At 55.5% G+C, this 12,788-nt stretch carries 11 protein-coding genes; 4 read left to right on the top strand and 7 right to left on the bottom strand.

Annotated elements, in window-relative coordinates; translation table 11 throughout:
* Positions 1 to 5 precede the first annotated feature (5 nt).
* Both mglA and mglC read left to right on the top strand, forming a co-directional pair.
* Complete coding sequence (gene mglA, locus S7A_RS06920; RefSeq protein ID WP_009089176.1) at positions 6 to 1,526, top strand: galactose/methyl galactoside ABC transporter ATP-binding protein MglA; 1,521 nt, start codon at positions 6 to 8, stop codon at positions 1,524 to 1,526.
* Positions 1,527 to 1,545: 19 nt separating this feature from the next.
* Positions 1,546 to 2,556, top strand: coding sequence for a galactose/methyl galactoside ABC transporter permease MglC (gene mglC / locus S7A_RS06925; protein ID WP_009089178.1), 1,011 nt, complete (start codon positions 1,546 to 1,548; stop codon positions 2,554 to 2,556).
* Positions 2,557 to 3,029: 473 nt separating this feature from the next.
* Here the strand turns inward: mglC and sanA are convergent, their stop codons facing one another.
* From sanA to metG, 6 genes are all read right to left on the bottom strand, one after another.
* Positions 3,030 to 3,749: an outer membrane permeability protein SanA gene (gene sanA, locus S7A_RS06935; protein ID WP_009089181.1), complete on the bottom strand. Its 720-nt coding sequence runs from the start codon at positions 3,747 to 3,749 to the stop codon at positions 3,030 to 3,032.
* 135 nt (positions 3,750 to 3,884) lie between these two features.
* Entirely contained in the window at positions 3,885 to 5,582 is a 1,698-nt protein-coding gene (locus tag S7A_RS06940) for an NAD-dependent malic enzyme (protein WP_009089183.1), read from the bottom strand.
* A gap of 268 nt (positions 5,583 to 5,850) precedes the next feature.
* Positions 5,851 to 6,741 (bottom strand): cytidine deaminase, encoded by an 891-nt coding sequence (gene cdd / locus S7A_RS06945; RefSeq protein WP_009089184.1) that lies wholly within the window; start codon positions 6,739 to 6,741, stop codon positions 5,851 to 5,853.
* Between the two features lie 120 nt (positions 6,742 to 6,861).
* The gene (locus tag S7A_RS06950) at positions 6,862 to 7,554 is read right to left on the bottom strand and encodes a CidB/LrgB family autolysis modulator (protein WP_009089186.1); all 693 of its coding nucleotides are present in this window, start codon (positions 7,552 to 7,554) and stop codon (positions 6,862 to 6,864) included.
* A complete protein-coding gene (locus tag S7A_RS06955) occupies positions 7,547 to 7,939 on the bottom strand; it encodes a CidA/LrgA family protein (protein WP_009089187.1) in 393 nt (130 codons plus the stop codon). Before S7A_RS06955 ends, S7A_RS06950 begins: the two co-directional genes overlap by 8 nt.
* Positions 7,940 to 8,145: 206 nt before the next feature.
* Positions 8,146 to 10,179 carry a methionine--tRNA ligase gene (gene metG / locus S7A_RS06960; RefSeq protein ID WP_009089190.1) on the bottom strand — a complete coding sequence of 678 codons (2,034 nt, stop codon included), beginning with the start codon at positions 10,177 to 10,179 and terminating at the stop codon, positions 8,146 to 8,148.
* A gap of 175 nt (positions 10,180 to 10,354) precedes the next feature.
* On the opposite strand from metG, the gene apbC reads away from it, so the two are divergent.
* A complete protein-coding gene (gene apbC, locus S7A_RS06965; RefSeq protein ID WP_009089192.1) occupies positions 10,355 to 11,467 on the top strand; it encodes an iron-sulfur cluster carrier protein ApbC in 1,113 nt (370 codons plus the stop codon).
* Here the strand turns inward: apbC and S7A_RS06970 are convergent.
* Positions 11,464 to 11,919, bottom strand: coding sequence for a GNAT family N-acetyltransferase (locus S7A_RS06970; RefSeq protein ID WP_009089194.1), 456 nt, complete (start codon positions 11,917 to 11,919; stop codon positions 11,464 to 11,466). The genes apbC and S7A_RS06970 overlap by 4 nt on opposite strands.
* Before the next feature lie 234 nt (positions 11,920 to 12,153).
* On the opposite strand from S7A_RS06970, the gene ahpC reads away from it, so the two are divergent.
* Positions 12,154 to 12,717, top strand: a complete 564-nt coding sequence (gene ahpC, locus S7A_RS06975; protein ID WP_009089196.1) for an alkyl hydroperoxide reductase subunit C — start codon at positions 12,154 to 12,156, stop codon at positions 12,715 to 12,717.
* Positions 12,718 to 12,788 lie beyond the last annotated feature (71 nt).

Below are 12,788 nucleotides of genomic sequence, written 5' to 3' on the forward strand. Positions count from 1 at the left end.
AAAATATGGCCAGTGATAATACGACCGCGCAGCGAGAATATCTGCTGGAGATGAAGGATGTCTCAAAATCATTTCCCGGCGTTAAAGCGTTAGATAATGTGAATTTAAAAGTGCGGCCTCACTCTGTTCATGCGTTAATGGGCGAGAACGGTGCCGGTAAATCCACCTTATTAAAATGCCTGTTTGGTATTTATAAAAAAGATTCCGGCAGTATCCTGTTTCAGGGTAAAGAGATCGACTATAAAAGCTCCAAAGAGGCGCTGGAAAATGGCGTGTCGATGGTACATCAGGAATTAAACCTGGTCCTGCAGCGCACCGTGATGGACAACATGTGGCTGGGGCGTTATCCGCGCAAAGGCTTCTTTGTCGATCAGGATAAGATGTATCAGGATACCAAAGCTATTTTTGACGAGCTGGATATCGATATCGATCCGCGCGACAAAGTGGCGAATTTGTCTGTATCGCAGATGCAGATGATTGAAATTGCCAAAGCGTTCTCTTATGACGCAAAAATTGTGATTATGGATGAGCCTACCTCCTCGTTAACGGAGAAAGAGGTTAATCACCTGTTCACGATTATTCGTAAGCTGAAAGATCGTGGCTGCGGCATCGTCTATATCTCTCATAAAATGGAAGAGATTTTCCAGCTGTGTGATGAGATTACGATTCTGCGTGACGGACAGTGGATTGCGACTCAGTCGCTGGAAGGGCTGGATATGGATAAGATCATCGCGATGATGGTCGGCCGTTCACTGAACCAGCGTTTTCCTGACCGTACCAACGTGCCGGGGGAAACCATTCTTGAGGTGCGGAATCTGACCTCTCTGCGTCAGCCTTCGATTCGTGACATCTCATTTGATCTGCGTAAAGGGGAGATCCTCGGCATTGCCGGGCTGGTGGGCGCCAAACGTACCGATATCGTCGAAACGCTGTTTGGCATTCGCGAAAAATCGGGCGGCACCATCAAACTGCATGGTAAACCGATTAATAACCACAGTGCGAATGAAGCGATTAATCACGGGTTCGCACTGGTGACGGAAGAGCGTCGCTCAACCGGTATTTATGCTTATCTGGATATCGGATTTAACTCTCTTATCTCGAATATTAAAAAATATAAAAGCAGTATGGGGCTGCTGGATAATAAACGCATGAAAAGTGACACCCAGTGGGTGATCGATTCCATGCGCGTAAAAACGCCGGGCCACCATACGCAGATTGGTTCGCTTTCGGGCGGTAATCAGCAAAAGGTGATTATTGGCCGCTGGTTATTGACCCAGCCTGAAATCCTGATGCTTGATGAACCAACACGCGGTATTGATGTTGGTGCAAAATTCGAAATTTACCAGCTGATTGCTGAGCTGGCGAAAAGAGAGAAGGGCATCATTATTATCTCATCCGAAATGCCGGAGCTGTTAGGCATTACCGATCGTATTCTGGTAATGAGTAATGGTCTGGTAGCAGGCATAGTTGATACCAAAACGACCACGCAGAACGAAATATTGCGTTTAGCGTCATTACACCTTTAATGAAGCAAGGGCTGTTAACATGAAAGCGACTACAAAAAAGAATGCGCTAACCTGGTTAAAAGAGGGCGGCATTTATGTCGTGCTGCTGGTATTGCTGGCTATTATTATTTTCCAGGACCCGACATTTTTAAGTTTAATGAACCTGAGTAATATCCTGACCCAGTCTTCAGTGCGCATTATTATTGCACTGGGTGTAGCGGGCCTGATTGTGACCCAGGGTACTGACCTGTCAGCCGGACGTCAGGTTGGTCTGGCGGCGGTTGTGGCAGCGACGCTGCTGCAGTCGATGGACAACGCGAACAAAGTGTTCCCGACGCTGGATACGGTGCCAATTCCGCTGGTTATCCTGACCGTGTGTGTGATCGGGGGAGTGATTGGTCTGGTGAACGGTGTGATCATTGCCTATCTGAAGGTGACGCCTTTTATCACCACGCTGGGCACCATGATTATCGTTTACGGTATTAACTCACTCTATTACGACTATGTGGGTGCGTCACCGATTGCCGGTTTTGATGCAGGCTTCTCGAAATTCGCTCAGGGCTTTTTGCGGTTTGGTGATTTTAAACTGTCGTTCATCACGTTCTACGCGGTGATTGCGATTGTGTTCGTCTGGGTGCTGTGGAACAAAACCCGTTTCGGCAAAAACATTTTCGCTATCGGGGGTAACCCGGAAGCGGCGAAAGTGTCAGGTGTGAACGTGCCGCTGAACCTGATCCTGATTTATGCGCTGTCTGGTGTGTTCTACGCCTTTGGCGGGATGCTGGAAGCGGGTCGTATCGGTTCGGCGACTAACAACCTCGGCTTTATGTATGAGCTGGATGCGATTGCAGCCTGTGTGGTCGGCGGCGTCTCGTTCGCCGGGGGTGTGGGTAGCGTGGCGGGTGTGGTAACCGGTGTGTTGATCTTCACTGTTATCAACTACGGTCTGACCTATATCGGCGTTAACCCTTACTGGCAGTACATTATTAAAGGCGGCATCATCATCTTCGCCGTGGCGCTGGATTCACTGAAGTATTCGCGTAAGAAGTAACGTTCTCTGGTGCGGAAAAAGCGACCTTCGGGTCGCTTTTTTTATGAGGATGGCGCTGGGCGGTTGATGTGAGACGGAGTATGCGAAGGGAACAGGGTCAGATCGGAAAGACGCAAAAGCTGTTGTCCGTGACACGCTCGGCCTGCTTAAAGGCTGAGGTTATTGCTTTGAGACGGAGCCTGCGCAGGAAACAGGGTCAGATCGGAAAGCCGCAAAGGCCGTCATCCATGACACGCTCGGCCTGCTTAAAGGCTGAGGTCATTGCTTTGAGACGGAGCCTGCGCAGGAAACAGGGTCAGATCGGAAAGACGCAAAAGCCGTCATCCATGACACGCTCGGCCCGCGCCGTCCATGGCGCGGGACGCTTTCCTCTTCTGACCCTGTTCCCTGCGCGTTGAGCTTAGTGGTTGCTGTCAGAATTCACTGAGCCTTTAACATGAATGCCAGACTGCAACACGGTGCTGGCAACTGAGCTATTTCCGTAACTTCTGTTCCAGCTCCAGCAGCTGTTCCGGCGTCACAGCAGGATAACTCTGCGCATCATCCGGAACGGTTCGCACGGCGGGAATGGGCACCAGCGGGCCAAGGAAACGGGGTTCTCGCTTGAGCAGGAAGAGGTCTGCCAGCGCACCCAGCCGGGCCCCCACTTCACGGAAGCGCACGCTAAGCATGTTCTTCGGCGAGGGCACGGCATAACACTGCGCCTGAATGCCCAGCTGCAGGGCGATGAAGAGCGCGCGCTCACAATGAAAACGCTGCGTGATGATAATGAAGTCGTTGGTATCAAAGACCTTACGGGTACGCACGATCGAATCCAGCGTGCGGAATCCGGCGTAGTCGAGCACGATATCGGCCGGATCGACGCCCGCTTTGATTAAATCACGGCGCATTGTCATCGGCTCGTTATAACTCTGCAGCGCATTATCCCCGCTCAGCAGCAGATAATTGACTTTACCGCTGTTGTAAGCGTTTAGCGCACCCTGCATACGATAGAGGTAATACTGATTAATTACGCCGGTGCGGTAATATTTTGCCGTTCCCAGTACCACGCCCACCTGACGATGCGGCAGAGAAGAGACATTTTCGTAGATGAAAGGCGCCGTTTTCCAGCTGATCCAGCGATCGAGGCCGAGCGCAGTTGCCACCATCACTAAGATGATGAAAAGCAGACCAATGAAAACGCGTTTCAGCATGCGCCTGGAGACTCGGTGTCAGAATGTTGAGATGGCACAAGGCTACTTGAGGCGTCGCAGCGAAGCAAGTTACTGCCGGCTGGCTGTGCGCTTTTTGAACACTGCCGGACCCTATCAGGTCCGGCAGGCTGAGGATTAAATCGAGGTACGGCGATAGTGACGGTACTGCGGCAGCCAGAAGTTGTTGGCAATAGCCTGTGACAACACATCTTCTGAGGTCACCACGGCAACGCCCGCCAGCTGAGCGGCTTTGCCCACTTCCATCGCAATGATCTTCGACACGCCCTGAATATCTTTGATCTCGGGCAGTACCGGGCCTTCGCCTTCGTTGACCAGCGGAGAGCAGTCAGCCAGTGCGCGGCTGGCGGTCATCAGCATGCTGTCGGTGACGCGGCTGGCGCCTGAGGCAATCACACCCAGACCAATTCCCGGGAAGATGTAGGAGTTGTTGCACTGCGCGATCGGATAGGTTTTACCGTTCCAGCTTACTGGCGAGAACGGGCTGCCGGTGGCGACCAGTGCTGCACCGTCAGTCCAGGCGATGATATCGGCTGGCGTCGCTTCCACGCGTGATGTCGGGTTCGACAGTGGCATCACGATAGGGCGCTTACAGTGCTTGTGCATTTCACGGATGATCTCTTCAGTGAACAGACCCGGCTGACCGGAAACACCAATCAGGATATCGGGCTGGGCATTGCGCACTACGTCCAGCAGCGAGATTGAGTCGCTGGCGACATCCCAGTTCTGCAGGTTTTCGCTCTTCTGCACCAGCTTGCTCTGGAAATCGAGCAGGTTAGGCAGTTTGTCAGTGAGCAGACCAAAACGATCCACCATCATCACCCGGCTACGGGCTTCGTCGTCGCTCAGACCTTCAGATTTCATCTGCGCAATGATCTGTTCAGCGATACCACAACCCGCGGAACCGGCTCCCAGGAAGACCACTTTCTGCTCGCACAGACGGCTGCCGGCTGCGCGGCTGGCGGCGATCAGCGTGCCGACGGTGACGGCAGCAGTGCCCTGAATATCATCGTTAAAGCAGCAGACCTCTTCGCGATAGCGGTTCAGCAGCGGCATCGCGTTCTTCTGGGCGAAATCTTCGAACTGCAACAGCACCTTCGGCCAGCGGCGCTTAACGGCCTGAATGAACTCATTGACGAAAGCATCATACTCTTCGCCGGTGATACGCGGATGACGCCAGCCCATATAGAGCGGGTCGTTCAGCAGCTGCTGGTTATTGGTGCCGACATCCAGCACGACCGGCAGGGTGTAAGCCGGGCTGATGCCGCCGCAGGCGGTATAGAGTGAAAGCTTACCAATCGGAATCCCCATTCCGCCGATGCCCTGGTCGCCCAGACCCAGGATACGCTCGCCATCGGTCACCACAATCACCTTCACATTCTGTTTGGTGGCGTTCTGCAGCATATCTTCGATGCGATCGCGGTTCGGGTAGGAGATGAAAACGCCACGCGCACGACGGTAGATTTCAGAGAAGTGTTCGCAGGCTGCGCCGACGGTCGGGGTGTAGATGATGGGCATCATCTCTTCGAGATGGTTATCCAGCAGGCGGTAGAACAGCGTTTCGTTCGTGTCCTGGATGTTTCGCAGGTAGACGTGCTTATCGTTATTGTTTTTGAAGTCCTGGAACTGACGCCAGGCGCGCTTTGCCTGCTCTTCAATCGATTCCACCGCTTCAGGCAGCAGACCATTGAGGTTAAATTCGTTACGTTCTTCGAGGGTAAAGGCGCTGCCTTTGTTCAGCAGGGGAAATTCAAGCAAAATCGGGCCAGCATATGGGATATAAAGCGGGCGTTTACTTTCGTAGTCGAGTTCCATGCGGTGATGCTCCGGTTGCAGTGTTGTCTGGCGTCACGCCGGAAAGGTAGCGCCAGTTTTCTTACCCGTTATAGCTCAGACTGCAGGCCTGTAGCGGCAGGGTCACCGCTGCGGGAAAATTCACGACCGTGCTGCCATCCTGCAACCTGAATTATTCAGAGTAATTTGTCATGACGTGAATTCTGGCGCCAGATCCTATGAAATTTCCCGCAGAAGTACAGCGTTTGTTCATAAAAGCTCACAAAACTGTGGCCTTTCTGACAGCCGGTTATGCTTTGTTCAGCGTCACATGCAGCAGCTCACTGCAGCCAAATGTCTGCAGCGTGGCTTGCGTGGCGGCAAACTGGCTCAGCGTGGCATTTTCTGCTTCCGCTAATACCGCTCTTTTTATCTGACGGACATCGCCGCCCTGCATGTTCAGCCGCACCAGCGCCGCCTGAAGGGGCGGGAAGCTGGGATTAAACGCGGCGTTTTCCGCATAGCGGCCGGTGACAATTGAACCGCTCACGGTCAGCAGCGCAACCCCGGCGTGCGACTGGCTGTAGGGGGCGTGACTGGCATTGGCGGCGGCAACGGCCGCCTGCACCAGTTCGTCACCCGCAGCGACGTAGCCGTGGTCAACGCGGTCCATCAGGAAAGTGCTGATGTCGAGGTCGCGCGGGCCAAACGCATCCGGCAGATAGTCAGCCAGTGTACTCACCGCGCGCTGCGGCAGGCTGATACGAATAGCGGTGCCGCTGTTCAGCTCGTTCATAAACTGGCGGCAGTGACCGCACGGCGTGTAGTTGACGGTGATGCTCTCCAGCTGCGGCTCGCCACACAGCCAGGCGTGGGTAATCGCGCTCTGCTCGGCGTGAACCGTCTGCTGCAAAGGGGCGCCGACAAACTCCATGTTGGCCCCGAAGTACCAGGCACCGCTGACGCCACGGGCAATCGCGCCGACGTTGAAGTGGGACACGGTGGCGACAGCGCAGGCCGCTGCCAGGGGCAGCAGCGCCAGCGCCAGCGTATCGGCGTCCATCTGCGTCTGTTGCTGCAGTGCAGCGACCTGGCTGGCGCTCAGTCGCGCCTCAAAGTCAGGATCGTCCAGCAGGGGAGCCAGCGCCGTTTGCAGCGTTGATGGCAATGCCTCAAAAGCGGAGAGGAAACGGGATTGCATGAGAGCCTCATTAAATTCAGCAGGGCGACGTGCCGGTCACGGGTTTATATGTGATCCAGGTCGCTCTGACAATGTAACCTGTGTTGCATGTTTCAACTTTGCGAGATCTCTCGCAAAGTTTTAGCCAAACCAGTGCAGCAGCAGCGGAAAAACAAAGGGGGCCAGCAGTGAGGTGATGATGCCGCAGATCACCAGCGCCAGCGAGCTGAAGGCGCCCTCCTGAAAATCGAGTTCGGCTGCACGCGCCGTGCCGAGTGCATGTGACGCATTGCCAATCGCCAGACCGCGTGCGGCTTTAGACTTCACACCGAGCAGGTTCAGCACCATATGACCGAAGACCGCACCCAGCACCCCGGCGATCAGCACACAGATGGCGCTGATGGCCGGAATACCGTGCAATGAACCGGAGACGGCCATGGCAATCGGTGTGGTCACCGATTTCGGCACGATAGTGGCCGCAATTTCGGGCGTCGCCCCCAGCCAGAGCGCAATGGCCGTGCCCGAAGTCATGGCGGTCAGGCTGCCGATAAAGCAGACGCCGATAATGGATTTCCAGCGGGCGCGGATCTGATGGATCTGTTCATAGAGCGGCAGTGCCAGGGCCACCACCGCCGGTTGCAGCAGCTGATTGAGAATCTGGCTGCCAGCGAAATAGCGCGAGTAGGGCAGCTGCAACAGCAGCAGTATCGGAATAATTATCGCCATCGCGACCAGCAGCGGATTGAGCAGCGGGAGCTTCAGCCGTATTGCCAGTTTGCGCGCCAGGAAAAAGGCCGCCAGCGTCAGCGGCAGTGACCACCAGATTTCACTCATCGCCCGACTCCCCGGCCGGCTTCCGGCTGTGCAGCTTGTGGGCGCTCACGCCGACAATCGAGAGCACCAGCAGGGTGCTGACGACACAGGAGATCACGATAGGGCCAAACTGCGCGGTCAGGACATCGGTGTAGTTCATCACCCCGACGCTGATCGGCACAAACAGCAGGGCCATATAGCGAATCAGCAGATGACAGCCCGGTTTCACCCAGCTTACCGGCAGGATTTGCGACGCGAGCAGGGCAAACAGAATTAACATGCCGATAATGCTGCCGGGCAGGGTAATGGGCAGCAGCGAGGCGATGCCGATTCCGGCATACAGGCAGAGATAAATGATGATAAAGGCGCGCAGATAGCGCCCGCAGACAGACAGCACGGTGAGCATGGCAGGCTCCTGTTTTTACTGAGCTTCATCATACGCATTAACCGCTTAGCGTGCTAGCGATCACATTTATGCGCCCGAAAGCGGCAGGAGAGGAGGTTGCGTTCACCTGTGCAGGAAGAGAGCGTGCGTGGCGGATATAAAAAAACCCTTCGCACCTGCAGAGGCGCAAAGGGTTTCAGTCCGGAACGGATTCCGTCAGCCGCGGGTTACTTAACCGGCATACCCGGTACCGCACCGCTATCCACGGAGAGCACGAAGAGATCTTTGCCGCCCGGTCCTGCTGACAGCACCATGCCTTCAGAGATGCCGAAGCGCATCTTACGTGGTGCGAGGTTGGCGACGATGATGGTCATTTTACCGACCAGCACTGACGGATCAGGATAAGCGGCGCGGATGCCGGAGAAGATCTGACGTTTTTCCCCGCCCAGGTCAAGTTGCAGACGCAGCAGCTTGTCTGAGCCCTCAACCAGTTCCGCCTGCTCAATCAGCGCCACGCGCATATCCACTTTGGCGAAATCGTCGATGGTGATGGGCTCACCGACAGGTGAATCTGCCAGCGGGCCGCTTGCGGCCGGTGCAGCTGCGGCGGCAGCATCCTCTTTTGAGGCCGCAATCAGTCCCTCAACCTTCGCCATTTCAATGCGGCTGTAGAGCGCTTTAAACGGCGCGACCTGATGATCCAGCAGCGGCTGGGCGATAGCATCCCAGCTCAGCTCGCACTTCAGGAAATCTTCGGCGCGTGCGCTCAGGGAAGGCAGCACCGGCTTCAGCCAGGTCATCAGGATGCGGAACAGGTTGATCCCCATTGAGCAGATAGCCTGCAGGTCGGCATCGCGGCCTTCCTGCTTCGCCACCACCCATGGTGCCTGCTCATCGACATAGCGGTTAGCCAGGTCGGCCAGCGCCATGATCTCACGAATCGCACGGCTGAACTCTCGGCTGGCCCAGGCTTCACCAATCTTCTCTGAGGCATCCACGAAGGTCTGATAAAGGGCCGGATCGGCCAGCTCAGCTGCCAGTTTGCCGTCAAAGCGTTTGGTGATAAAGCCCGCGTTACGTGACGCCAGGTTAACCACTTTGTTGACGATGTCGGCGTTCACGCGCTGAACAAAATCTTCCATGTTCAGGTCGATATCGTCGATGCGTGAAGAGAGTTTCGCCGCATAGTAATAGCGCAGGCTGTCGGCATCCAGATGCTGCAGCCAGGTGCTGGCCTTAATAAAGGTGCCACGCGACTTCGACATTTTTGCACCGTTGACGGTGACATAGCCGTGCACAAACAGGTTGTTTGGCTTGCGGAAGTTGCTGCCTTCCAGCATCGCGGGCCAGAACAGGCTGTGGAAATAGACGATATCTTTACCGATGAAGTGGTACAGCTCGGTGGTGGAGTCTTTACGCCAGAACTCGTCGAAGTCGATGTCGCCGCGCTTATCGCACAGGTTTTTGAACGAGCCCATATAGCCGATAGGCGCATCCAGCCAGACGTAGAAATATTTGCCCGGCGCACCCGGAATTTCAAAACCGAAGTAAGGCGCGTCGCGGGAGATATCCCACTGCTGCAGGCCCGACTCAAACCACTCCTGCATTTTGTTTGCAACCTGATCCTGCAGTGCGCCAGAACGGGTCCAGGCACGCAGCATCTCGCTGAAGGAGGGCAGATCAAAGAAGAAGTGTTCGGAATCACGCAGCACCGGCGTCGCACCGGACACCACGGATTTCGGATCGATCAGCTCTGTCGGGCTGTAGGTCGCGCTGCAGACTTCGCAGTTGTCGCCATACTGGTCAGGTGATTTACATTTCGGGCAGGTGCCTTTCACAAAGCGATCCGGCAGGAACATCCCTTTTTGCGGGTCATACAGCTGCGAAATCGTGCGGTTCTTGATGAAACCGTTCTCTTTCAGGCGACCGTAGATCAGCCCGGCCAGCTCACGGTTTTCGTCGCCATGCGTTGAGTGATAGTTGTCATAGCTGATATTGAAACCGGCAAAGTCCGTTTCATGCTCCTGTTTCATTTCTGCAATCATCTGCTCCGGTGCAATCCCCAGCTGCTGCGCTTTCAGCATGATAGGGGTACCGTGCGCATCGTCGGCGCAGATGAAATAAACCTGATTGCCACGCATTCGCTGATAACGCACCCAAATGTCTGCCTGGATATGCTCGAGCATGTGGCCGAGATGGATTGATCCGTTCGCGTAGGGCAGGGCGCACGTTACCAGAATTTTTTTAGCGACTTGAGTCATAGTTTGCGTAGCTTTCTGTTGATTGAAAAAACGGGCTTAGATGGTAACTGAAGGCTTCTCCTGCGTAAACACAAGGGATTCATCCCGCCAGTCGCCGCGAATCCATGTGCTTCTGATATCATTGAGGTTACCTCGCTGAAAACAGCGTAAGCAGAGCATAAATAAGGAGTGAGGGATGACAGCACAATCCCGGGAACCGCATACGCCAGAAGGGCTGCGCGCCATCGTGGCTGGCGTACTGAAACGCTTTGAGCATCCGACCCTGCACCAGAACCTGACCGCGCTGAAGGCGCTGCATCATGTGGCGCAGCTTGACGGTACGCTGCACATTGAAGTGATGATGCCTTTTGCCTGGGCCAGCGGGTTTGACGCCCTGAAAGAGCAGGTCAGCGCCGAACTGCTGCGCCAGACCGGCGCGCGAGCGATCGACTGGCGGCTCAGTCATGATATTGCCACCCTGAAGCGAGTGAAAAATCAGCCGGGCGTAAACGGCGTGAAAAATATCATCGCGGTCAGCTCCGGCAAAGGGGGCGTCGGCAAATCGAGCACTGCCGTGAATATGGCGCTGGCGCTGGCCGCCGAAGGCGCGCGCGTCGGGATCCTCGACGCCGACATCTATGGCCCGTCAGTGCCGAACATGCTCGGCACGCAGGACCAGCGGCCGACTTCGCCGGATGGCACCCATATGGCCCCGATTATGGCGCACGGGCTGGCAACGAACTCGATTGGCTATCTGGTCACCGATGATAACGCGATGGTGTGGCGCGGCCCGATGGCCAGTAAAGCGCTGATGCAGCTGCTGAACGAGACGCTGTGGCCGGAACTGGATTATCTGGTGCTGGATATGCCTCCGGGTACCGGCGACATTCAGCTCACGCTGGCGCAGAACGTGCCGGTCACCGGCGCGCTGGTGGTCACCACGCCGCAGGATATTGCCCTGATTGATGCCCGCAAAGGGCTGGTGATGTTTGAGAAGGTCAATGTTCCGGTGCTGGGCGTGGTGGAAAATATGAGCCTGCATATCTGCAGTCAGTGCGGCTATCACGAGCCGATTTTCGGCACCGGCGGGGCGCAGAAACTGGTTGAGGATTACCAGACGCAGCTGCTGGCCCAGCTGCCGCTGCACATCGACCTGCGCGAGGATCTCGATGAAGGCGAACCGACGGTGATCCGCCGGCCAGACAGCGATTTTACGGCGCTCTATCGCCAGCTGGCCGGACGCGTCGCCGCCCAGCTTTACTGGCAGGGTGAGGTGATCCCTGGCGAGATCGCCTTCCGCGCACTCTAAGCCCGACCCGACCCGCTGGCATAGGCCGACGCCAGCGGGTAGTGCATCAGCACGTAGCCGCCATGCTCCCCTTCACCTTCCGAAATCATCTTCCAGCCATGTTTCAGGTAAAACGCCTGGGCTGCTTTGTTCATCTGCAGACACTTCAGCGCCCCGGTTGAGGTGAAGCGCGCCTGGACGTTCTCCAGCAGGGCACTGCCCACGCCGCGCCCCTGCCAGTCGGGATCGACATAGAGACTGTGCAGAAAGTTGTCGTTCTCCAGCAGTCCGGCAAATCCGACGCGCTGCCCCTCAGCCTCGGCGACCAGCACCGTCTCCCCCAGGATCACCCCATCAAAATCTTCCAGCTGCCATTCGCTGCCATCCAGCCAGCGCCAGTTATGTCGTCGCACCGCGAGAAACAGCGTTCGCAGGAAAGGACGATCGGCTTCAGTAAACGGACGTATCTCCACAGCTCTGCTCCCTTTTTATCCGGTCTTACAAAACTAGCAGCGATTCGGGAAGAGAGGGGGAAAGACAAAGCGGGTTTAATGTCATGAAAATCGCTGTACACTGCCCGGCGGGCCAGAGAGCATCAGGCTCTCAGCGTTTGATAGCTTTCGTTAATCAGATTGATAACGTCTGCATATTAGATGTTGGCCCGAAAATTATGTAACCTGCATCACATATTTTAACGGAGGCCACAGATGTCTATTATCAATACCAAAATCAAGCCGTTCAAAAACGCAGCATTCAAAAACGGCGAATTCATCGACGTAACCGAGAAAGACGTTGAAGGTAAATGGAGTGTGTTCTTCTTCTATCCTGCTGACTTCACCTTCGTCTGCCCGACCGAGCTGGGTGACGTGGCTGATCACTACGAAGAGTTCCAGAAACTGGGCGTAGATATCTACTCCGTTTCTACCGACACCCACTTTACCCACAAAGCCTGGCACGGTTCTTCTGACACCATCGCGAAGATCCAGTATGCGATGATCGGCGACCCGACTGGCGCGCTGACCCGCAACTTCGAAATCATGCGTGAAGCAGAAGGTCTGGCTGACCGTGGTACTTTCATCGTTGACCCGGAAGGCGTTATCCAGGCTATCGAAATCACCGCTGAAGGCATTGGCCGTGACGCCTCTGACCTGCTGCGCAAAGTGAAAGCGGCTCAGTACGTTGCTTCTCACCCAGGTGAAGTCTGCCCGGCGAAATGGAAAGAAGGTGATGCAACGCTGGCTCCATCTCTGGACCTGGTTGGCAAAATCTAATCCCGCTTCGGCCTTTCGACCATTCTCCAATCGGGTGCCACGGCACCCGATTTTTTGACCAGGATATCACT

Source organism: Pantoea sp. Sc1, assembly GCF_000255315.1.
Lineage (GTDB): Bacteria > Pseudomonadota > Gammaproteobacteria > Enterobacterales > Enterobacteriaceae > Pantoea > Pantoea anthophila.